This is a genomic window from Rhodovastum atsumiense (genome assembly GCF_937425535.1).
Lineage (GTDB): Bacteria > Pseudomonadota > Alphaproteobacteria > Acetobacterales > Acetobacteraceae > Rhodovastum > Rhodovastum atsumiense.
The window spans coordinates 41952-63722 of the sequence record NZ_OW485602.1 but is presented as its reverse complement, the minus strand read 5'-3'; the positions used below and the strand labels follow the sequence as shown (position 1 = coordinate 63722).

Here is a 21771-nt window from a genome sequence, read left to right as displayed (position 1 = left end):
AGACGCGATAATGTTGGCTTATCACGTAAAATGAGAAGGAAGCCACAAATCCAATTCCATGGCCAAAGCAAGGACTTATCCAAAAGATCTACCGGCAGATCCGGGGGCAATTCCAAAGCTGGATATCCGGTGGCAGGCCTGTCCCAGCACATGATTGTCAGGGAATGGTGTGCGAACTCGAATGCACGTGAGGATGGCGTTCAGGTTTTTCGACGCAGGCTTGGGACCTGAAATCAGGTCAGTTGCCGTGATGGGACGACAGGTCAGGCGTCGTGGCGCCTGAAGCTCCGATCATATTGCCAGTTCAGTGGTGATTGCTCACGGGGTTGGCGCGAGGGGGTTGCGCTGGGCGCTGAGATGTGAATCAAAATCCGGATGCCGACACCTCCTCGCATCCGGCTGACCGAGGCTGAAAAGGACGCACTGTTGCTGGAGCAGGCGGCGCTGATTGAGCGCATGGCGGCGCGGATCGCCGAGTTGGAAGCGCTGGTTGGCAAACCGCGGAAGACGTCGTCGAATTCCAGCCTTCCGCCGTCCCAGGATGGCCCGGGGCGCAAGAACCGGGAGCGGAAGCAGTCGCGCAAACCCCGCCCCTCGCGACCGGGGGCGGCGCGGCCCCTGGCGGACACCCCCGATCAGACGGAACGCTGCCTGGTCGAGGCCTGCCCGCACTGCGGAACGGCCGTGGCCGAGACGGCGCAGCAGTGCCGCGAGCGCTACGACCACGTCGACCTTCCTGTCGTCCGCCCGCAGGTGACGCGGGTCGAAGTGTTCGGCGGACGGTGTCGCGGTTGCGGCCGGCGCTATCGCGCCCCGACGCCGGCGGGCATGCCACCGGGCACGCCGTTCGGACCGGGGATCCACGCCCTGCTGGCCTACCTGCACCACAGCCACCACGTCGGCTTCGAGCGCCTGTCGCGGATGTGCCAGGAGCTGTTCGGGCTTTCCATCTCGGAAGGGGCGATCGCCAATGCCTTCCGCCGGATGGCAGGCAAGCTCGACACGGCTTGCGCGGCCATCAAGGCGAAGCTGCTGCAGGCCCGCGTCATCGCCTCGGACGAGACCACCACCCGCATCGACGGCGTCACCCATTGGCAGTGGGTGTTCGTCTCCGAGCAGGCGATCCTGCACGAGATCGCGCCAGGGCGGGGACGCGCCGTGGCCGAGGCGGTGCTCGATGGCCACCGGCCCGAGGTATGGGTTTCAGATCGCTACGCCGGGCAGCAGGAACTGGGCCAGACCCATCAGGTCTGCCTCGCCCACGTCCTGCGTGACGTGCAATACGCCATCGACTGCGGCGACACGGTGTGCGCTCCGAAGATCCGCGACCATCTGCGCTGGGCGATCCGGATCGGCAAGCGTCGACCATCCCTCAAGGACAGCACGCTCGCCGTCTACGCCGGCCAGGCCGAGCGGCGCCTGGATCGCCTGCTCGGCATACCGGCCGCTCATCCGGCCGGACGCGAATTGCAGCGGCAGATCAAAGCCTGGCGAAACAAGTTCTTCGTCTTCCTGCATGACCGGCGCGTTCCGCCGACCAACAACATTAGCGAGCAGGAAATCCGGCCCTCCGTGGTGTTCCGCAAGGTCACCAACGGGTTCCGCTCAGCCTGGGGTGCCAAGGTCCACGCCGGCTACCGATCGGTCACCGGGACGGCCCGCCTGAAAGGAACCACCGCTCTCAACGCCGTCCGCGCTCTCATCGACGGTTCGTTCGCCATCGCCTGAACCCAGCGTCAGCCAACCCGGTGAGCAATTACGTTCAGTGCGCCACAATCAGATTGTTCTCATGCTAATCACTCACGCGACCGCCCGGAATCAGGAAAAGCCAGGATTTCCGTTCGCTTATCCCGCCATGGGAGCATCCCCCGACAGCAGCCATACTGTCCCCCTGCCCCACCAGGGCGTTGCCCTGGACCGGCCAAGGGCCATAAAACCTTCGGATCCCGTGCCTTTTCTTGGCAGAGTCTTGTGCCCGCGGCTGGATTCAGGCCCGAGCCCTGGTCTTTTGCGCCGGGCAAATTGCAGCCTGGCCCTGGCATGACCAGCCTTGGTTTGCGCCTGACGCCTCAGGGGCATCTTCTCTGCGAGCCTGCCAAGGATGCGCCCCCCATGGACGCGGTCGTGGCGACACGTCTCGAGGCCGCATTCGTCCAGAGCGCCGGGTCAGGGCTGCTGCAGCTCGGTGCCGGAGAGGTCGGACGAGCCCTACCATCCGGCTTTCGTTTGGTGGCGAGGTTTCGCGACACGCTACGTAACCACTTTGTGCCTGCAATCAGCTGGCGTGACGGAGCGGGAATTGCCCGACATCCCGGCACCGCCAGAAGCCGAGCTTGCCACGCTGGCGCTCACGGCTCCGATGATGCCGGGATCGGAGTACCTGACCGTCGATGGGCTGCGCAATCTGTGGGCCGAGATGGGGCAGGCAACCACAACTGCCCTCGCCAGCAGCGGCACCGACCTGCAGGGCTTCCTCAAGCGGTTGAACCCGGCCTGGAACCTGGTCGGCCGTGTGCATTTCAACCTCGCCGAAAACCGCCGTGATCCTGAAGCGCCATTCGCCTTCATGGCAACTTACACGACGCAACTCTCGGCCCAGGGGCGGGCACAGCATCTCCCGTTGGGTCAAGCGCTCCGTGAATATGCAGGGGCCGCGAACCGCAGCAAGCTGCTGGCGCTGCTGCTGCCGGTGCAGCGTGCCGCCGAAACCTGCCCCTGGCTGCGGGAGATGGTCGATAGCGGGGAAATCTTCCACCCGCTGCGCTGGACCCCGCAGGACGCCTCACGCTTCCTCGCCAGCGCCGCGACGTTGGAGGGCGCAGGCGTGGTGCTGCGCATGCCCGCCACATGGCGCGCCAACCGCCCCGCTCGTCCACACGTAACGGCGACAATCGGCACGCGTCCCCCATCGAAGCTCGGTCTCGATGGGCTGCTCGATTTCTCTGTGGCGATGACGCTGGACGGAGAGGCCCTGAGCGAAGCGGAAATTCAGGCGCTGCTTGCCGACACCGTTGGGCTGGCGTTGCTGCGTGGCCAATGGGTCGAGGTGGATCGCACCCGGTTGGACCGCACTCTGCGGCAGTTCCGGGCCGCCGAGGAACTGGCGCGCGCGCAGGGGCTTCCTTTCGCCGAGGCGATGCGCCTGCTGGCGGGCGCCGACGTCACGCAGGACAAGACGGATGGCGGCGTGACCGAGTGGTCGCATGTGACCGCGGGGCCATGGCTGGCGGAGGCGCTGCAGGCATTGCGGACACCGGACGGAACCGGTGTCGATCCCGGGCCGGCGCTGCATGGCACGTTGCGCCCCTATCAGAAGGCAGGCGTGCAGTGGCTGCACCTGCTGTCAGGGCTCGGGCTGGGGGCATGCCTGGCCGATGACATGGGCCTGGGCAAGACCATCCAGGTGTTGGCGCTTCTGCTGGTGCAGCGGCAGAAAGCCAATGGGACAGCTTTGCCGCCCTGCCTGCTGGTAGCTCCGGCATCGCTGCTGGCCAACTGGGGCGCGGAGATCGCACGCTTCGCCCCCGGACTGAAGGCGCGGATCCTGCATCCCTCGGCGATGACGGCCGAGGAAGCAAAACAGTTCACGCCAGCCGATGCGGCCGGGCTGGATCTGGCCATCACCAGCTACGCCACCTTGCTGCGGATGCCGGTTCTTGGCGAGATCGCGTGGCGGCTGCTGATCCTGGACGAAGCGCAGGCGCTCAAGAATCCAAATGCCAAGCAGACCCGGGCGGCCAGGGCCCTGAAGGCGCAAGCACGGATCGCGCTGACCGGAACACCGGTTGAAAACAGCCTGGGTGATCTATGGTCGATTTTCGATGTCATCAACCCGGGGCTGCTGGGCAGCACCCGGCAGTTCACCCGCTATACCAAGGTCCTGGCCGAACGGAGCGAAAACCCGTACGCGCCACTGCGCGAGCTGGTGCGCCCCTACATCCTGCGGCGCATGAAGACCGACCGTGCGGTCATCGCCGATCTCCCTGACAAGACGGAGGTCAAGGCACATTGCCATCTCAGCCGCAAGCAGGCAGCCTTGTACGAGCAGGCGGTGGCAGAACTGGCTGAAGAACTCGGGACAGCTGATGGCATCCAGCGCAGGGGGCTGGTGCTGGCAATGCTGATGCGCCTCAAGCAGGTCTGCAACCATCCCTCGCAGTGGCTGGGCGACGGCAGTTGGGCCGAGACGGAAAGCGGGAAGCTGGCCCGTCTGCGCGAGATCGCCGAAGTGGTGGCCGCGCGCCAGGAAAAGATGCTGGTGTTCACCCAGTTCCGGGAGGCGACGGCACCGTTGGCAACCTTCCTGGGCGGCATTTTCGGGCGCGCGGGGCTGGTATTGCATGGCCAGACCCCAGTGAAGGATCGCAAGACGCTGGTACAGCGTTTCCAGGCGGATGAAACCGTGCCGTTCTTTGTGCTGTCACTCAAGGCCGGTGGCGCGGGGCTCACGCTGACCGCGGCCTCACATGTCGTGCATTTTGACCGGTGGTGGAACCCGGCCGTGGAAAACCAGGCGACCGACCGGGCTTTCCGCATCGGGCAGAAGAAAAACGTACTGGTGCATAAATTTGTCTGCCGCGGCACAGTCGAAGAGAAGATCGACACGCTGATCGAATCGAAGCAAGGGCTCTCCGATGCCTTGCTGACGGGAGGCAGGGAAATCAACCTGACCGAAATGAGCGACGCGGCACTGCTGCAGATGGTGGCGCTCGATCTGAATGCGGCGATGAAGGAGTGACGCCATGTCCCGCTATTATGGAGGATGGGCGCCGTATGTTCCGGTGGCCGAGCGGCGCCGCAACGCCGAACGCGCCGTGGCGAAGCTGCGCCAGCGCGGACACCCTGTTGCGCCAGTAACGATCGCGGGGCGCCTCATCGCGACGACGTTCTGGGGACGCGCATGGTGCGACAACATGGAAAGCTACCATGACTACGAGAGCCGCCTGCCACGCGGCCGCACCTATGTGCGCAACGGCTCGGTGGTGGACCTGCAGATCGCACCGGGACGGGTCACGGCCATGGTCAGCGGGTCAGAGCTCTACGATGTCTGCATCACCATCAAGGAGACGTCGAAAGCGCAGTGGCGGCGGATCTGCACTGACTGCACCGGCCGCATCGATTCCGTGGTCGAACTGCTGCAAGGACGCTTCTCTAATGGGGTGATGGAGCGGCTTTGCCGACAGCAGGGGGGACTGTTCCCGCACCCGTCGGAGATCCGCTTCTCCTGCAGTTGCCCGGACCATGCGCTGATGTGCAAGCACGTGGCAGCCGTGCTGTACGGCGTCGGTGCAAGGCTCGATCACCAACCGGAGTTGCTGTTCCGCCTGCGCGGGGTGAATGAGAAGGAGTTGGTGGCCAGCATCGACACGGCCTTGCCCATCCCGGATCAGGGGCCCGCGACCGGCCGGATCCTGGGGACTGAGGACGTTTCCGCGCTGTTCGGCCTGGATATGGCGGCGGCCGAAGCGCCGGTCGCGCCACAAGGGACAGGCAGGAGCCGAAAGGCACGCGACAATTCGACAGCAGCGGTGGCAGCGGACCAGGTCCCCCCCGTGGCCCGGCCGCGCGCTGCCAAGGCAGGTCTATCCGCATCCGTTGCTCCGGACGCCGGCTCCAGGCATCCACCTGTCTCAGCGCATGTTTCAAAGGCAAAAGCTGCGAGGACACTCCCCTCCAGGACCGACGCTTCCGCGCTGCCTTCCCCGCAACCGCCCCCCAGGCATACGCCAGCCCGGTCACCCGCCCCGAAGCCAGGCATTGTCATCACGCGAGCTTTCGTCGAAGCCGTCATCCTGCAGCAGCAAACGGCGACCGCCGGGGCCTCGCCGGCGGCCTCCCCTGGGCAGGCATCATCCGGAAAACAGAAACGCGTCTCCGGCCCGAAGGTGAAAACCACCCGACCGAAAGCAATGCCTCGCCCGGCCCAGCGGACGAAATAGGTTCAACAGCCCCCGACCGGACCTTTCAGACATTCCTTCCGGCCATCAAGGGGTGTCACCTCGCCGGTTGCGGCTGCGCAGTTTCGAGACGATGCCGCGGTCATCGGTCATGTCTTCCTCATGCACCTCGAAGCCCGCATCACGCAGCGCCTGCAACAGCAGCAGGCGCACCGTGGTCTTGCGCCGCACCGCCTCGAGACGCACGGCCTGCTGCACATATTCGGGCAGGCGGACGGTGAAATTCGGCTCCTCGCTGCGCAGTCGACGCGGTGGCACAGGGGGGGCGGCGGCCGGGGCCAGGCCCGGATCCGGGCGAACCACCTTGACCAGACCACTGCCGGCGCTGCGGGCGATGAAATCGCGGCTTTCGAGGCTGCTGGCAAAGGCGCGACGGCGTTCGACCTCGGCGGGGTCAGGCTGCGGCAGCGCGGCAGCGGGAAGATCACTCAGGTCGACATCGCCGAGCGCGGGTCGCTCCCGCCCCTTCCCCGTCGTCATGCCACGGCCTCCGCCCCGACAGGCGCCGGCAGCAACGCCATGATCTCCTCGAAGATGGCGATCACGTTGCGTGCAGCATTCCCTGTACGGTCCGCCAGGTTCGGCGCAAGACCGGTGAAAGTCATTTCCTTGAAGGCGGTTCGTTCCATGAACTCGGTGCGCAGTACCGGGATGGCAAGCTTTTCATACTGTCGCCGGGCGTGTTCCTGCGCACGGGTGCGCAAGGCCGGGCTGGTGCGGGTGAACAGGACCGCCTTGGGGATTTCCCGCCGGCCAAGACGTTCAACTTCACGAATCATCTGCCAGGTCTCAATGCCGCAGCGCACGTCCGGCTCGGAGAGTTGGGATGGAATGACGACAGCGTCCGAGAAGCCGATCGCCACCATCATGTCTGGCGTGGCGGCCCCCATCAGATCGATGATCACGACCTCAACGCGCGTGGAGAGGTCGGCGATCAGATCGGAGACGCGGTGTTCGGGGCCAGGCACGGCCACATGGACGCCGCCAAGGTCGGCACTGCGGGCGACGAAGCGGCCAAGCGGACGGTTGGGATCAAGATCAAGGGCCGCGACCGACCGGCCACGATGAGCGAATTCGGCGATCAACACCTCGGCGGTAGTGGTCTTGCCCGAGCCGCCCTTGGTCTGCGCCAGTGTGATGATCGCCATGGTGTCTCCTGCATCATCCGCCTGTCCGGGCCCGGTCCGGAACGACGCGAGCAATGCCATCATGCCTTGCCGATGTCTTTTTGTCATGCTGGCATCATTGGTCGTCAATCCAGCATAAGCATTTGTTTAAAATAGCTTTATACAATGGCAGCATGATTCGCCATCATGCCATCATGAAGGCATGACATCGTGATGAAATGCCGATTGACTCCACCGGGTCGCTGGTGAACCCGGCTCAGGTGCGAGAGTTGGAAGGGGAAGCCGCTTTTCCCGCTGCCGGAAGGGAAGTGGACGGGCAGATCCAATCCACCTTCCTGGGCCAGGATCATATGCCATCATGCCATCATTCTTTCACGACAGAATGACGGCTTATATGAATAAGCGATGCGACGTCGCCCCCTTCCATCCGGCGCAGGATCTGAATCGTAGTACTTTATCTTAAACTGCCACGACCCTCTGGATCGCTTTATTCAAATATGCCTTCATGCTGGAATGATGGCATGCTTGAATGACAGCGTCCCCATGGCTCTATCTTCACCCGCTCGCCGCATGGCATCGATGGCAACAAGTCCGGGTCTTCACCCAACGACATCAAGGTCAGCCAATCGCGCGCCCCGAAGCAGCTTCCCAAAACCAATGGAAAAACAGGTGCAACCGGGGCCCTCACCTCTCCTGTGTCCGATCGAACAGGCCCCCGGCGCGGTCCTTTGCCGCCGCTCCGGGGAAGCCATGCTGCCATCATACCGGCTTGTTGTCATGCCAGCACGACAACATGACGAAATGACAACACTCGCGGCGACTCGTCTGCCCCGGTAGAATTTCTTCATGACAGCCGCAAGGAAGCCCGCCCGGGCACGGCGCGCCGCTTCCCCGGCCGCCACCCCTGACCTGCCATTCTCTCCCGCCCCCGAGGCGCAGGCGCCCTCACCCGTCGCCCCGGCCAGGCCGGCCGCGGATGTCGAGCCCCGCTCACTCGTGGGCCGGCCGCAGGTCGACCTGTTCCTGGAAAGCCTGGTGAACGCGCCCATGCGCGACGACCGGGCGCTGATGGAATTCCCGTTCTTCTCCCTCTCGAAGGGACCGCGCATGGATCCCATCGTCTATGGCGACGGGCGCGTTTCCATCGAGATCAGCCCGGGCAAGCGCGGCATCGCCACGATCTGGGACAAGGACGTGCTGATCTACGTCGCCACCCTGATCAACGCCCGCATCGACCAGGGCCTGCCCGTCGAACGCACCGTCCGCATCGCCGCCTATGATCTCCTGCGCGCCACCCACCGCTCGACCGGCAAGGACCATTACGACCTGCTGTACGACGCGCTGTTCCGGCTGCGCTCGACCACCATCACCACCGACATCCTCTCAGGCGGCGAGCGCGAACGCCGTGGCTTCGGCTGGATCGACAATTTTCGCATCGTCGAGCGCAGCACCCGGGGCGGGCGCAAGGTCATGGCGGCACTTGAGGTCACGCTCAACGACTGGATGTATCGGGCCATCGTGCGCGACCGCCGCGTGCTCAAGATCGACAGTCGCTATTTCGATCTCACGCGCGGGTTGGAACGCCGCCTCTACGAACTCGCCCGCAAGCATTGCGGCCGGCAATCCGAATGGCGCATCAGCCTGCCCAGGCTGGCGTTGAAATGCGGCACATCGACCGACCGCCTGCGCGATTTCCTGCGTGAGCTGCGGACCATCGTCGCCGCCAACCGCCTGCCCGAATACGAGCTGTCCCTGGCCAGCGACGAGAGCGCCCCGCCCAGCCAGACGCCAGGCGAGGGCGGCACTGCGGGCAGAGGTGGAACAGGCCGCAGCAAGGCGGCCCGTGCCATCCTGATCGCGCGCCCCCGTGACCACGAGACGACCGACGTGATCGATGAGGATGTCATCGCCGCTGCGGATAACCCCGACGGCCCCTGTGGATAACTGGTCGGGATCTGTGGATAATCTGTGGATAAAACCCCGAGATCTGTGGATAAACCTGTGTATTGCTGGCGCCGGATTTGGCGGATCACTCGTGCAGACTCGGCAGATCGTTCGCGCTTTGACTCGGCAGATCACTCGCGCTTGACTCGGCAGATCACTCGCGCAAAACGCCAATAAACCATTGAAAAGATTGACGAATTCAGCCCTATAACTTAACTAACTTAAGAATCTAACTTCTTAAGTCTTAAGAAGAGGGGGATCCTGCCCGCGGCAAGGCCGCGGATATCGCTCCGTCCCTTAGAGGACACATCCCGACCCCCAAACCATGGCAGGCTCGGGAAGCGATCCGCCCATACCGGACTCGGCAGATCACTCGCGCCTGATGCTGGGATCACCGGAGATAACCGGACCTTCCGGCGGACTCGACTCGGCAGATCACTCGCGCAACATGGCACGACGCCTATCCATTGCGTCCATTCATGCGTCGTCAAACCGCAACCAGTCGGCAAATGAACGCAATCGAGCCCCCCTCCGCAGACTCGCGGCGAGCCGGGAAGGGCGCGGCAAGGCATAAATCCTGGCTCGGCAGATCACTCGCGCTTTGATCCTGGTCGGGAATAGATCGCGTCCCGGGACTCGGCAGATCACTCGCGCTTCGTACCAGACCCCTCAGATGTGCATCAGCAGGCGCAGACGGATCGGCCGGCGTGCCAGCCGGCGCTGCCGGCAGCGATCCCGCCAGGCATCGAAGGCAAGCCGGTAGCCCGCCACACAGGCCGGCACGGCAAAGGTCACCAGGGCCACCACAGCGGCCGCGAAGGGGCCACTGCCGGTGGGGGTCTGGGTGAGCGCCCAGCCGCTCGCTCCGGCCAGCAGCAACGCAAGCGTGCCGATGCAGCGCAGTCCACGATTGGGATCGGTCATCGCAACCCTCCGTTCACAGGGAGGCCAGATCATCGGCCGAGGACAGCGACACCGTATCGCATACCGCGAACTTGGCACCGGCGTGCAGCAATGCCGCCTGAACCTTTACGATCGTACGCATGGTCACACGGCCATCATCCTCGAAGCGTCGTAACGTGTTCACCGACACCTGCGCGTTGCAGGCGAGCTCGCACAGCGTCAACCCAAGCCCGGCGCGCGCCATGCGGCACTGTCGCGGGGTGATGATCATGACGGCCTCAGCGACGCGCCCGTGGACGCAAATCGATGTCGATCTCCAGCATCTGCAGCCGGTTCGACAAGCCCTGACGGACACACACGCGTCCACCCCGCAGCGTACGGCGGATCACCGCCACGAACTCGGCCTGCAGACGCTCCAGCACGTCCGGACCTGCCACTGCCGCACGGTCATCAGCCACCAGGTCGATCAGCCGACGCCGCGCGACGCCGGCCGAAGACGAGCGGAAGAAGGACATCACCTCGTCTCCTCACCGCCACGCCATCAGGCGGCGCAGGAAGCCGCCATTGCGCCCACGTGCGGCCTGCGTATCCTCCTCACCGAGGAAGTGCGCCACCATCGCCTGATAGGCACGGCCAGCATCCGTGCTGTCGTCAAGGCTCGCGGGAGTGCCGCTGTTGGAGCAGCGCAGCACCGACTGGCTTTCGGGAATGACGCCGAGCAACTCGATGCCGAGGATGTCGCGGACGGACTGCACGTCCAGCATTTCGCCTCGCTGCACGCGCTGCGGATCATAGCGCGTCAGCAGCAGGTGCTCGCGCACCGGTGGCAGATCCAGTTCGGCCCGGCGCGAGCGGGCGGCGATCACGCCGAGAATGCGATCGGAATCGCGCACCGAAGAGATCTCCGGATTGGTCACGATGATCGCGTGGTCCGCGTGATAGAGCGCCATCAACGCGCCGTGCTCGATACCAGCGGGGCTGTCGCACACAATGTAGTCGAAATCCGTACGCAGTTCATCAATCACCGATGTGACCCCCTCGGGGGAAAGGGTGTCTTTGTCACGGTTCTGCGAAGCAGCAAGCAAATACAAGGTATCCAGCCGTCGGTCTTTGATCAGGGCCTGATTGAGTTTCGCATCACCGTTGATGACATGAACGAAATCATAGACCACACGACGTTCACATCCCATGATGAGGTCGAGATTGCGCAGACCGACATCGAAATCGATGGCGACGGTGCGATGGCCACGGGCAGCCAGGCCGGCGGCAAAGGCGGCAGATGTGGTCGTCTTGCCGACGCCTCCCTTGCCAGAAGTTACGACGATGACAGTCGCCTCGCGCTTTTCGGTCACGACGGGGTTCTCCTCGCGTGCGAACAGGAAAGAGGAAATCAGGGCAAAGAGCCGAAACGCAGGCAGCCTTCTTCGAGATAGACCTGCGCACGAACATCGCGAAATTCGGATGGGATATCGTCTGCCGAGAGGTAGAGTCCGGCAATGGAAACCAACTCGGCAGAAAGTTGCGAAGCGAAGATACGCGCCCGCTCGTCACCGCTGACCCCTGCAAGTACACGTCCTCGCAAAGGACCGTGGACATGGATGCTGCCCTCGGCGATCAACTCGGCCGCTCCTGAGACGGGACCAAGCACCACCAGGTCACCGCCCGCGGCAGCATAGATCGACTGACCCGACCGTATGGGGCCTTGCACGATCAGACTGCCGCGTCGGGATGAAACCGAGGAGGAGACAGGTGTGACATCCAGGACCGGGGCTGCTGTGATTTTCGCAAGGCCAGCTTCTGTCGCCTGGGCGTCGATGGTCGCTTCGAAGGCACGAAAACCCACCGGCATCAATCCCAGCGAACGGGCTGCCGCAACCACGGTCGCCGCATCGGTCACGGCTGGGCGGCAGGCCGGACTGAACTCGATCACGACAGGTGTTCCGCGAAAGAACTCCGGAGCGACACGAATTTTGGCTTCAAGCGCGGCAACAAAGGCTTCGGGATCAGGATCATTCACTTGAAGCGTCGCCAGTGCGAAAGTCTCGCCACGCAACTCTATCGGCTGACTTTCCGATTGCAACCGCACGGAAACCGTGGGCGCAAAGGCATGGGACATGGTCTCGTCTCGCTTTCTGCGATCCATCCGGTCCGGACACCCTTGCGGTATGTCACTCCAGCTCCACGTTTTGCGGAGCATGAATCACATAGCCGTGAGGCGTATTTTTCGCAAGAATTTTGATGTTTCGCACCGTCGGTGCATTGGCCACAGCCGGACAGGGGCGATTATATGCGTCTGCCGGAAACGTTTTTCCTGCAGTCAGCCCGTCTGCTGGCTGCGGCTGTGTCCTGGGATTTGCCGGGAGAATGCCTGAACGTAGTGCGCGAAAGACTGGCGCATATGATCCGTAAAGGCGCATTCTCTCTGTCGTGGCTTCAGACTGCGTGTCGTGACTTTCCTCCATCGACCGGGCTGGAGGTTTCACCCCCCATGGGGCGAGGGGCAATCAGTTGCGACGCCGGGCACGTTCCTCGCCGCGGGCGATTGCGGTCGCGGTGGCATGTGGATCCCCCATCACCTCACGCCGCCGCAGCGTAACTTCTGGTTCGTCGAACGGGTCTTCTTCGATCAGTACTACTTCGCAGGAAATATCGGCATGCACTGCCTCGATCAGGCCCTCGCGATAGCCAACGGCGATGCGTGGCAGGCTTGTGAGGCCGAGCGCCATCTCGATCCGTGTCAGCAGCACCGTCAGTTCTTCGCCTGTCACGCCAAGTGGCACCAGATCGAGCAATTCCCTTCCATCGGTCTCGTCGATCAGGGTCACTTCGCCGGTTTCGGCACGAACGATGCGTAGGGTCATGACACCGAACGCCAATGCTGCAGGTGCTGATGGATAGTAATGTTACCTCACAGCATTAGCCCTTGATTTGGTACTTTGATTCATATGACGGCGCGAATGCATCCATCATGATCGGAACACTAGCGAGGCATGACAGGCGTCGCGTTGACGTTGCCGTGAAACGACGTGAGAAGCTGTGCATGCTCCGGTGTGGTTTCCGATGATGGCCGTGCCGGGCCTTCTGGACCTCGGCGATCCCGCTGCCCTGGCGCTGCTGCGGCGGCTTGACCTGTACTGGGGCGGGATGGATGCGCCGACCCAGGCCGCGACCCTTGCTGCGCTGGAAGTGACGGTTCCGCCACCGGCCATGCCAGCCCTCGACGGATCCGAGGACGAGACGACAGGGCCTCCGCTGCGGCAGTACCTGTTACCCGGCGGATCGCTCGCGCTCGGTGATCCCAGGGGCGGATTCATGGTCTGCGACCCGGCCGATGCGCTGGCTTTTGATGGCGCCACGGCACGCCGTCTGCACATCATGCTGTCGCGCCGTCATGCTGGCATTACGGTCCTTCATGGTTCGACCGGCGCTGAAAGCAGGCCCGGTCCACCCCCGGTATCCGGGGCCAGTTCCCCATATCCCCAGGCCGTGACAGTGCTTCCCGCGAAATTGCTGCAGCGTCGTACGGGATGGACCGGCCCCTCTGCTATTCAGTGGCATGTGGGCGGTGCTGTTGCATGGCCGTTTGCGCCAGCCCCGGCCTTGTTGGCATTGGCCACCGTTCTGACCGGGGTACGGCTTGTGCCGGATGCTTCAGCGATCTTTCCCGAGAGATGGGGCGCCGGCGGAGCAGATGAGGCTTTCGCCCTGGTTTCTCCTGCACTGGCGGCGCATCTCGATGACCTGCTGACGCTCGATGTGTCCGATGCGCTGCGGTGGGCGCTGATCAGGACCTGCACCGATGGTCCCGCCAGCCTGGCCAGCCGCATGGCCGAGGCGCTGTTCGCCGTGCCTTCGTTCCTGTTGCCCGATCCCGCGCTGCTTCCGGGGGCACCGGATGGTGCCTGGGAAGAGACATTGGCGGTTCTGCAGCATCCACACCACCCCCAGGTCCTGCTGGGACTGACCCAGCCACACCGTGCAGTATCCGGGCTACGGGCCGCATTGAAGGACCAACAGGCGCATATTCTTGTCGCCGGGACACGGGTGGCGGTGGAGACGGACGCGGCACTGTTCGCGCTGCGGCAAGCACAGGTAAATGGGCGCCTCGCGATATTGCTGTGCCCGCCTGCCGATGGGCCGGTCGCGCTTTATGGAATGGCACGAGATGTGGCCCTGCGAACCGGCGGGACGGTGCTGGCGGCGGCCCCTTGCTGGGGGTTCCGACATCGCATCGAACCGGATGGGCGAGAGGCTGGCAATGCCGCCTGGTTCGGCATGGGGGCGGCGCTCGATGAGATCGACCTGCTCTGCGCAGATGCGTTCTGATGCCGGCAGCCCGAAGGGTTGACCGGCATATGCGCGGGGATGGTGGGGCGGCCGCGTGCGGAAACAAAGACATATCAGCCGGCCGCCCACACCCGAATGGGTCAATACTTCGGCCGGTGGGTATGAGGCCGGAGAGCATCGAACGTGCCGGCAAAAGGCATCTGCTCTGGTCATAAACCCAAATTCCGAAAGAGGTCGGGTCCATGCTTCGCTCTACGCGCGGTGGCCGGAAGCAGGCCTTCCATCGGCAGCGGTCAGGCGACCCGCTTGCTCGTCAGCGCCGGCGGCAAGGAAATTTCATCAGCAAATGCCAGCCGCAAATTGGAGGCCTCGCAGGCAATCACCTTACAGGGGATCCGCAATCCATAGGTGGCCACGATCAGTTCCCCCTTCGTCTCAGTTCGCTCGTTGAAGGCTCCGGTCACTCGCGCGCCACCTGCGGAAATATCTACCAATCGTCCCATCCGTGAGTTGCCATTAAGCAACACTTCGCAGGGAAGATCGACGACCATGCGTTGATGCATGCGACGATTTGCATCGGCGATCGAGTTACGTACCACCCGGACCAATGACGTATGCAATTCGCCCGTGCTGCGAGCGATGCCCTCGGCTTCCTGGCAAAGCCGGGCGGCCTGCTCGCCACTGCCCGATGCAATCCGCACCACTTCGTTCATGAGCCGTGAGACCGTCTGCGCCGCTTCGGCGGTCTGGTTGACAGTGCGGCTGATCTCCTGCGTGGCGGCGCTCTGTTCTTCCACTGCGGCGGCAATCGCAGTCGATACATCGTCGATCTCGGCGACGCGCCCGCCGATCCGTGCCACGGCATCCCCCGTTTCGGTGGTGACGTTCTGGATCTGGGCGATCTGAGTACTGATCTCCTGCGTGGCCCGCGCGGTCTGGCCGGCCAGCTTCTTCACCTCGGCGGCCACCACTGCAAAGCCACGCCCCGCCTCACCTGCGCGTGCTGCTTCGATGGTCGCATTCAAGGCAAGCAGATTGGTCTGTCCGGCAATGTCGGCGATGAGTGCGGCGATCTGGTCGATACGCGCGACTTCGGTGCGCAGGCGCGTCATCGTTTCCTGGGTGTCGTTGCTTTCCCGCACTGCTTCGCGGGTGATGCCGCTGGCATGGCTGACGCGGCTGGCGATCTCACGGATCGAAGCCGCGAGTTCTTCGGTGGCGGCGGCAACCGTCTGGGCATTGGTGAGCGTTTCCGCGGAGGCATGCGCGACTTCATTGGCATGTCCGTTGACCGAGGCTGCTGCCGCGGCCATTGCGTTCGCCTCGTTGGCCATGGCTTCGGTGGTCGCAGCCACGCTGGCCACCGCCTGGTTCGTCTCTATCTCGATGCGGTCGGCCATGTCACGCACCGCATTGACCCGCAAGGTGGTGGCGTCGCGTTCCTGTTGCGCCTGCACCTCTGCAGAGTAGGCCAGTTTGGCACGCAAGCCTCTCAGGAAGCCGCCAAAGCGTTGCAATTCCGGTACGTCAGCATTATCGATCTGGGCCATCAGGTCGCCGCGGGCAAGTGTGGCAACCTGCTTGTCGATCTGTCGCAGCGCCCGGCGTGTGCGCTGGATGGTCATCATGGTGGTGGCTCCCACCCCCAACCCCACACACAAGAGACCGATCCCGCGTGTCCAGGCACTGATACCCAGGTTGCCGGCGATCAGGCTCGTGAGGATTGCCGCATAGACAATTCCCAGGTTCAGTACGGTGCTGCTTGCGATACCCTTCCAGAGACAACCAAGGCGGGCCAAAAGTCCGGTATGAATGACTTCTCCGCCCTGGACGCGCACCCCACGGGCACGACCTTCACGAATGGCCGCGTACAACGCATCGGCGGCGGCCACTTCCGCGCGGCCCGGTTTGGTACGGATCGAGATGTAACCGCAGATCTGTCCGTTCTCGACCACCGGAGTCACGTTGGCGCGCACCCAGTAGAAATTCCCGTTCCTGGCGCGGTTCTTGACCAGCCCTTCCCAGGGCCGGCCCGCCTTCACCGTTGTCCAGAGATCGCGGAACGCCCCTTTCGGCATGTGCGGGTGGCGTACCAGATTGTGGGGGGCCCCAATCAGCTCCTCGCGCGAGTAACCGCTGATTGCAACGAATGTGTCATTGGCGAAAGTGATCCGGCCACCAGTGTCGGTCTGGGAGACCAGCAGTGCGTCGTCAGGCAGCACAATTTCCGTCGTAGTGACGGGGCCGTTGTCGCGCATTTCTGGGAGATCCTGTTCGCTTCTGCGGTCTGGGTATCTTCCGTTTATATTGACGCACAGAGAATGATTTGGCTATTTATTTATGGCGAGGATTTTAATCCGACATAAAAACATATTCTGGTCGTCTGATGCTCTAGACCCGGCGATAGAGACCAGTTATTCCCGGTACGGCGGTGAAGGCAGTGGTCAGCCCCATGGTGGTCTCGGCACCACCCAGGAACAGCCAGCCTCCCGGCCGCACCCGGGCCGCGATCGCCGCCAGTACCCGTGCCTTCACGTCAACTTCAAAATATATCAATACATTGCGGCAGAATACCACGTCGAATGGCCCGAGCCCGGCCGGCAGCTCCAGTAGATTCATAACCCGGAACGAAACGTTGGTGCGCAATTCGGGGCGTATCCGCCAGCCATCGCCATCGGCCAGGAAGTGGCGCGAGAGCATTGCGGGAGAAAGGCCTCGCTGGACTTCAAAGGCGGTATAGGTGCCTGCACGGGCACGCACGAGCGCCGGTTCGCAGATATCCGATCCCAGGATCGAACTGCGGCAGCCACGCAGTCGCGCCTCTTCCTCGCGCAGCGTGATGGCGATCGAATAGACTTCCTGCCCCGTCGAGCATGCGGCAGACCAGATCGAGATCGACCCGTCCTTCGCGACATCCGGCAGCACCACATTGCGGAACGCCTCGAACGGGCGACCGTCGCGGAACCACAGCGTCTCGTTGGTGGTCAGGGCAGCCACCACTTTCTCGGCCAATGCGCCCGATGGCTGCCGGCGCACCGCCTCGGCAAGCGAGTCGAGGCTGTGCAATCCCCAACTGGCGAGTTGTGGTTCCAGTCGGGAGGTAACGAGGTAGTCCTTGTCCGGCCCCATGCTGATGCCGGCGCGGCTGCGCACGAAGCTGCGAAGCGACTCTGCGGCGGCGCTCATGGTGTCCCCTGCGCAATGGCGGCGATGCTGTCCGCCAGTTTGTCGAGTGGTAATACGGCCTGGCACAATCCGGCCATGGCGACCGCCCCGGGCATCCCCCAGACGACGCTGGTCGCTTCATCCTGTGCCAGCACGGCACCACCGGCTTCCACCAGGCCACGACAGCCCAGCAGGCCATCCTGCCCCATCCCGGTCAGGATCACCGCCAATGCCCGCCCGCCATGCACCCGCACCACCGCACGCAGCATCGGATCAACGGCGGGACGACAGAAGTTTTCGGGGGCGCCGTCATCGAGCTTGCACACCACGACGTCGCGTTCACGCGCAAGCAGCAGGTGGCGCCCGCCCGGGGCAAGATGAACACGTCCTGGCTCCAATCGCATGCCGTCGCACGCCTCCACGGTCGGGATGCCAGTCCGCCGGCCGAGGTGTTCGGCAAGCATGGCCGTGAAGGAAGCAGGCATGTGCTGGGTTACCACGATCGGCTGATGAACGCGTCCGCCCAGGCGCCCAAGCACTTCGGGCAAGGCCTGCGGACCACCGGTCGAACTGCCGATGGCAATGATCTCAGGCCGTACCAGCGTCCGTGCGCGCAATGGCGGTATGGCCTGGCGCGCCCGTGCCGCTGCCTGCGGGACAGATGACGGCGGTACGGAGAGAGAGGCCGGGGCCGGAGTGCCGATCGTGGCGGGCGCACCGAGCAGGGCATTGGCAAGCGCCCGGGCGAAGGGTGACCGCGGAGGTTCTTCCTCCATCGCGCCTGGCCGGGGCAATTGCGAGGAACCCGGCATGTCAGCGCATGGGCGCGCACCGGTGAGCACCACGCAGCGCAGGCTGCTTTGCCGCACGGCCGCGAGCGCCTCGGCAACGCCTTCACCATCCCCTGCGGCATCGACCAGCAGCACGCCTGCGGTGGTGCGCGCGGCTGCTTCATCAAGCGAGGTTCCGGGCCGGATATGGCCCGCCACTTCGATCTCGGGGAAATCGGCCAGCAACCGGCGCAGGTTCAGCCGCATGCGCGCATCGGCCCCTGCCAGCAGGACCCGTGCCCGCCGCGTCATGGCGGTCATCCCCGGCCGGCGGCCGGCGTATCGGTGATGCCAGGCAGCAGACGATCAAGCAGCAGGATCAGCACCAGCCGATCCTGCAGCTTCACCACACCATCGCTGACCGCACGCCAGGCGGGTTCGAGCGTGGGCGGCGGCGGCTCGATGGCGGCACCTTCAAGCGGAAGCACGTCACCGACCTGATCGACCAGGAGTGAATACGGCTCCTCGCCCTGTTCGGTTACCACGTTCATGGCCTTCGCGGGATCGGTGGTGCGGCCGAGACCGAGCGCCACGCGCATGTCGAGCACGGTGACGATGCGTCCGCGCAGGTTGAGCGAGCCTGCCACCGCCGCGGGAGCCAGCGGGATACGGGTGATGCTCTGCGGCCCGAGCACGTCGCGGACCTGCTCGACCGGGATGCCGAAGGGCTGGCCTGCCACTTCCATGGTGACGAGTTCGTGTGATGTGCGGCTCACGATACAGCCTCCACGGCGAGGATGTTGCTGATCGTGGCCATGAGCTGGTCACGGTCGAGCTTGGGCAGATGGCGGGTGAAGCCGGCCTGCATGCCACGCTCGACGTCGCGCGGGCTGGCATGGCCCGACAGGCCGATGATGGGAATGTTGGCCAGCCGTGGGTCATTGCGCACGCGACGGGCAAGCTCGTAGCCGGAGAGACCGGGCATGTCGATGTCCGTCACCAGAAGATCGATCGGCGGACCTTCCGAGATCATGGTGAGCGCTTCCTCGGCGTTGCTTGCGGCGATCGCCTCGATCCCATTGGCGCGCAGGGTGGCGACGATCAGGTTGCGGAAGAACCCGCTGTCGTCGACCATCAGCACGCGGCGTGCGACCTTGGTGTTCTCCGGCAGGCTGAACCAGTCTGCACTCGCCCGGGTCAGGTGGTGACCGGTGTCCACCACCTCGGTGGGCTCGCCGCCGACCAGGGCGCTGCCGACGATATCGGGGCGACCGGCGCGGATCTCGACGGTCAGCGTGCTCTCGACGATGTCCTCGATGGCATCGACGATCAGCCCCATCTGCCGTGGGTTGCTCTCGTTGCGACGGGCATCACCCGGGTCGGTTTCGGTGAAGACCAGCACCGGCTTGCGCATGCCCGGCGCCATCGTGACATCGTCGGCGGCAAGCACCAGCGGCATCAGGCGCTCGCGGTAGGGGACCAGCAGGCGCCCATCGGAGCTGCGCACATCATCCACCGCGATTTCTTCGAGCCGTGCCACGAGATCGAGCGGGATCGCCTTGCGCATGCCTCCCCCCGCACGCACCAACAGCAGGCGCATGCGTTCGCCAACGCCTCCCGGGCCCGTGTCGCGGCGCTCGGTCTCGGCCGGTGGCGCCCCCGCGTCGGCGCGGCCGATGCGCGAGAGGATGCCGTTGGGATCGAGGATCATGCAGACCGAACCATCGCCGAGGATAGTGTTGCCAGAGAACACACCGATGCTTTTCAGCAACGGTGCGACCGGCTTCACCACGATTTCCTCGGTGTCGTAGATACGGTCGACGACGATGCCGAAGCGGTGTGGCCCGACCTGGGTCACCACGACCAGTTCCTCGGCTTCCTCGGCGGGCTCGCCAAGCTCGAGCAGGTGGCGCAGGTCCACCAGCGGCAGCAGCCGCTCGCGCAGGCGCAGCACGGCGCTGTCCTTGATGCGCTCGATGCGATGGTCGCCGCCGCCCGCCCGCACCAGCTCGATCACGCTGATCTGCGGGACGGCGAAGCGCTCGATGCCGCAGCCAACGATCAATGCCGAGACGATGGCAAGCGTCAGCGGGATCTTGATGGTGAAGACTGCACCGCGGCCTGGCGTGGAGGCAAGATCGATGGTGCCACCGATCTTCTCGATGTTGGTCTTCACCACATCCATGCCGACGCCGCGGCCGGAGACGGCGGTGATCACTTCGGCCGTCGAGAAGCCGGCGCGGAAGATGAACTGCAGGATCTGCGCATCCGACATCGTCAGCAGCTCGGCCTCGGAGGTGAGGCCGTTCTCCACCGCCTTGCGGCGGATGCGCCCGATGTCCATGCCGCGCCCGTCATCGGCGATGCGGACGATGATGTGCCCACCCTCGTGGAACGCCTGCAGATGGACGCGCCCGGTTTCTTCCTTGCCGGCGGCGACGCGCTGCTGCGGGTTCTCGAGCCCATGGTCGGCGCAGTTGCGCACCATGTGGGTCAGCGGATCCTTGATCAGCTCCAGGATCTGCCGGTCCACCTCGGTGTCGGCGCCGTCCATCACCAGCTCGATCTTCTTGCCGAGCTCGCGGGCAAGATCACGAACGATGCGTGGCAGCTTCGACCAGGCATTACCGATCGGCTGCATGCGCGTCTTCATCACCCCTTCCTGCAGCTCGGAAGTGATGAGCGACAGCCGCTGCAGGGGGGCGGCGAATTCACTGTCCCGGGTGTTGCGCAGCAACTGCAGGAGTTGGTTGCGGGTCAGAACCAGTTCGCTGACCGTGGTCATCAGCGTTTCGAGCAGGTCGATGCTGACGCGGATGCTCTGTGCCGCGAGCGCGGAATCCCGTGTTTCGGTTTCTTCCCCGGGCTTGCGCGCGGCGGGGGAGGCTGCCGGCCGGGAGGCAGCGGGAGCAGGAGGCGGAGCCGGGGGGGGAGGGGGGGCCACGCTGGGTGCCGGGGTTGGGGGTGAGGACGAGGCCACGTCATCCGGGCCGGGCGCGGCATCGAACAGCGCCTGCAACTCGTCCGAATCGCTGGCTGGTGCTTCCGCGGCGGGTTCTGGAGGTGGCGGCGGTGGCGGCGGTGGTGGTGGCGCGGACGTTTCCGGGGCAGCGCCATGCAGGCCGTGCTCGGCGATGGCATCTAGCTCGGCGATCAACGTCTCGTCGTCGCGATCACCTTCGGAGCCAGTGGCTTCCAGGTTGGCGACCAGCGCCTTGATGGCATCCACGCAATGCAAAATGGCGGTGACAATCTCGGGGGTTGGCGCCAGCGTGCCGTCACGCAGGCGGCCGAGCACGTTCTCGCCCGCATGGGCAACCCGGCCAAGGCGCTGCAGGCCCAGAAATCCGCAAGTTCCCTTGATGGTGTGGAGGGTGCGGAAGATTCCCGAGATCAGGGTACCATCGTCAGGCGTGGCCTCGAGCCGGACAAGGTCATTGTCCAGAACGGCGAGCGCCTCAACAGTTTCGACAAGGAAATCTTTAACGAAGTCGTCCATGCGGCGCCCCGGATGCGAAATTCTGTCGCAATGGTCTTATCGTCATATACAACCTGCGCGTCAATCTCTTTGCGAAATCCACGCGTAACGCGTATAGACGGCACCGGCCCCCTCCCGTG

At 64.3% G+C, this 21771-nt stretch carries 17 protein-coding genes and 1 pseudogene; 5 read left to right on the top strand and 13 right to left on the bottom strand.

The genetic code is table 11. From position 1 onward, the window contains the following. Window positions 1-375: 375 nt before the first annotated feature. From tnpC to NBY65_RS29365, 3 genes and pseudogenes are all read left to right on the top strand, one after another. Window positions 376-1728, top strand: a complete 1353-nt coding sequence (tnpC, locus tag NBY65_RS29375; RefSeq protein ID WP_250265707.1) for an IS66 family transposase — start codon at window positions 376-378, stop codon at window positions 1726-1728. Between the two features lie 312 nt (window positions 1729-2040). Further along, window positions 2041-4738: pseudogene (locus NBY65_RS29370) on the top strand (DEAD/DEAH box helicase). A gap of 4 nt (window positions 4739-4742) precedes the next feature. Continuing rightward, entirely contained in the window at window positions 4743-5939 is a 1197-nt protein-coding gene (locus NBY65_RS29365; protein ID WP_250265815.1) for an SWIM zinc finger family protein, read from the top strand. Window positions 5940-5984: 45 nt separating this feature from the next. Here NBY65_RS29365 and NBY65_RS29360 read toward each other — a convergent pair whose 3' ends face one another. Both NBY65_RS29360 and NBY65_RS29355 read right to left on the bottom strand, forming a co-directional pair. Further along, entirely contained in the window at window positions 5985-6437 is a 453-nt protein-coding gene (locus NBY65_RS29360) for a hypothetical protein (RefSeq protein ID WP_250265814.1), read from the bottom strand. After that, window positions 6434-7105: a ParA family protein gene (locus tag NBY65_RS29355; protein ID WP_250265813.1), complete on the bottom strand. Its 672-nt coding sequence runs from the start codon at window positions 7103-7105 to the stop codon at window positions 6434-6436. Before NBY65_RS29355 ends, NBY65_RS29360 begins: the two co-directional genes overlap by 4 nt. Before the next feature lie 825 nt (window positions 7106-7930). Here NBY65_RS29355 and NBY65_RS29350 point away from each other — a divergent pair. Continuing rightward, window positions 7931-9028: a replication initiator protein A gene (locus NBY65_RS29350; RefSeq protein WP_250265812.1), complete on the top strand. Its 1098-nt coding sequence runs from the start codon at window positions 7931-7933 to the stop codon at window positions 9026-9028. Between the two features lie 669 nt (window positions 9029-9697). Here the strand turns inward: NBY65_RS29350 and NBY65_RS29345 are convergent. The 6 genes from NBY65_RS29345 to NBY65_RS29320 form a co-directional block, all read right to left on the bottom strand. Next, on the bottom strand, window positions 9698-9952 hold the full coding sequence (locus NBY65_RS29345) for a hypothetical protein (RefSeq protein WP_250265811.1): 255 nt from the start codon (window positions 9950-9952) through the stop codon (window positions 9698-9700). A 13-nt stretch (window positions 9953-9965) separates the two neighbouring features. Next, window positions 9966-10202, bottom strand: a complete 237-nt coding sequence (locus NBY65_RS29340; RefSeq protein ID WP_250265810.1) for an XRE family transcriptional regulator — start codon at window positions 10200-10202, stop codon at window positions 9966-9968. 7 nt (window positions 10203-10209) lie between these two features. Further along, on the bottom strand, window positions 10210-10446 hold the full coding sequence (locus NBY65_RS29335) for a cell division topological specificity factor MinE (protein WP_250265809.1): 237 nt from the start codon (window positions 10444-10446) through the stop codon (window positions 10210-10212). 12 nt (window positions 10447-10458) lie between these two features. After that, complete coding sequence (minD, locus tag NBY65_RS29330) at window positions 10459-11283, bottom strand: septum site-determining protein MinD (RefSeq protein WP_250265808.1); 825 nt, start codon at window positions 11281-11283, stop codon at window positions 10459-10461. A 38-nt stretch (window positions 11284-11321) separates the two neighbouring features. Then, entirely contained in the window at window positions 11322-12047 is a 726-nt protein-coding gene (gene minC, locus NBY65_RS29325) for a septum site-determining protein MinC (protein ID WP_250265807.1), read from the bottom strand. A gap of 388 nt (window positions 12048-12435) precedes the next feature. After that, a complete protein-coding gene (locus tag NBY65_RS29320) occupies window positions 12436-12792 on the bottom strand; it encodes a hypothetical protein (protein WP_250265806.1) in 357 nt (118 codons plus the stop codon). A 199-nt stretch (window positions 12793-12991) separates the two neighbouring features. Between NBY65_RS29320 and NBY65_RS29315 the strand changes: the two genes are divergently transcribed. Continuing rightward, window positions 12992-14257 carry a hypothetical protein gene (locus NBY65_RS29315; RefSeq protein WP_250265805.1) on the top strand — a complete coding sequence of 422 codons (1266 nt, stop codon included), beginning with the start codon at window positions 12992-12994 and terminating at the stop codon, window positions 14255-14257. Window positions 14258-14511: 254 nt separating this feature from the next. On the opposite strand, the gene NBY65_RS29310 is transcribed toward NBY65_RS29315, so the two are convergent. The 5 genes from NBY65_RS29310 to NBY65_RS29290 form a co-directional block, all read right to left on the bottom strand. Beyond that, the gene (locus NBY65_RS29310) at window positions 14512-16476 is read right to left on the bottom strand and encodes a methyl-accepting chemotaxis protein (RefSeq protein ID WP_250265804.1); all 1965 of its coding nucleotides are present in this window, start codon (window positions 16474-16476) and stop codon (window positions 14512-14514) included. A gap of 133 nt (window positions 16477-16609) precedes the next feature. Next, a complete protein-coding gene (locus NBY65_RS29305; RefSeq protein ID WP_250265803.1) occupies window positions 16610-17404 on the bottom strand; it encodes a CheR family methyltransferase in 795 nt (264 codons plus the stop codon). Further along, window positions 17401-18465, bottom strand: a complete 1065-nt coding sequence (locus NBY65_RS29300; protein ID WP_250265802.1) for a chemotaxis protein CheB — start codon at window positions 18463-18465, stop codon at window positions 17401-17403. The genes NBY65_RS29305 and NBY65_RS29300 overlap by 4 nt, the downstream gene beginning before the upstream one ends. 5 nt (window positions 18466-18470) lie before the next feature. Then, complete coding sequence (locus NBY65_RS29295; protein WP_250265801.1) at window positions 18471-18929, bottom strand: chemotaxis protein CheW; 459 nt, start codon at window positions 18927-18929, stop codon at window positions 18471-18473. Beyond that, window positions 18926-21652, bottom strand: a complete 2727-nt coding sequence (locus tag NBY65_RS29290) for a hybrid sensor histidine kinase/response regulator (RefSeq protein ID WP_250265800.1) — start codon at window positions 21650-21652, stop codon at window positions 18926-18928. Before NBY65_RS29290 ends, NBY65_RS29295 begins: the two co-directional genes overlap by 4 nt. Window positions 21653-21771 lie beyond the last annotated feature (119 nt).

Coding starts and splice junctions, on each gene's coding strand:
- tnpC (WP_250265707.1), top strand. CDS start 376: ATGCCGACACCTCCTCGCATCCGGCTGACCGAGGCTGAAAAGGACGCA.
- NBY65_RS29365 (WP_250265815.1), top strand. CDS start 4,743: ATGTCCCGCTATTATGGAGGATGGGCGCCGTATGTTCCGGTGGCCGAG.
- NBY65_RS29360 (WP_250265814.1), bottom strand. CDS start 6,437: ATGACGACGGGGAAGGGGCGGGAGCGACCCGCGCTCGGCGATGTCGAC.
- NBY65_RS29355 (WP_250265813.1), bottom strand. CDS start 7,105: ATGGCGATCATCACACTGGCGCAGACCAAGGGCGGCTCGGGCAAGACC.
- NBY65_RS29350 (WP_250265812.1), top strand. CDS start 7,931: ATGACAGCCGCAAGGAAGCCCGCCCGGGCACGGCGCGCCGCTTCCCCG.
- NBY65_RS29345 (WP_250265811.1), bottom strand. CDS start 9,952: ATGACCGATCCCAATCGTGGACTGCGCTGCATCGGCACGCTTGCGTTG.
- NBY65_RS29340 (WP_250265810.1), bottom strand. CDS start 10,202: ATGATCATCACCCCGCGACAGTGCCGCATGGCGCGCGCCGGGCTTGGG.
- NBY65_RS29335 (WP_250265809.1), bottom strand. CDS start 10,446: ATGTCCTTCTTCCGCTCGTCTTCGGCCGGCGTCGCGCGGCGTCGGCTG.
- minC (WP_250265807.1), bottom strand. CDS start 12,047: ATGTCCCATGCCTTTGCGCCCACGGTTTCCGTGCGGTTGCAATCGGAA.
- NBY65_RS29320 (WP_250265806.1), bottom strand. CDS start 12,792: ATGACCCTACGCATCGTTCGTGCCGAAACCGGCGAAGTGACCCTGATC.
- NBY65_RS29315 (WP_250265805.1), top strand. CDS start 12,992: ATGATGGCCGTGCCGGGCCTTCTGGACCTCGGCGATCCCGCTGCCCTG.
- NBY65_RS29310 (WP_250265804.1), bottom strand. CDS start 16,476: ATGCGCGACAACGGCCCCGTCACTACGACGGAAATTGTGCTGCCTGAC.
- NBY65_RS29305 (WP_250265803.1), bottom strand. CDS start 17,404: ATGAGCGCCGCCGCAGAGTCGCTTCGCAGCTTCGTGCGCAGCCGCGCC.
- NBY65_RS29300 (WP_250265802.1), bottom strand. CDS start 18,465: ATGACGCGGCGGGCACGGGTCCTGCTGGCAGGGGCCGATGCGCGCATG.
- NBY65_RS29290 (WP_250265800.1), bottom strand. CDS start 21,652: ATGGACGACTTCGTTAAAGATTTCCTTGTCGAAACTGTTGAGGCGCTC.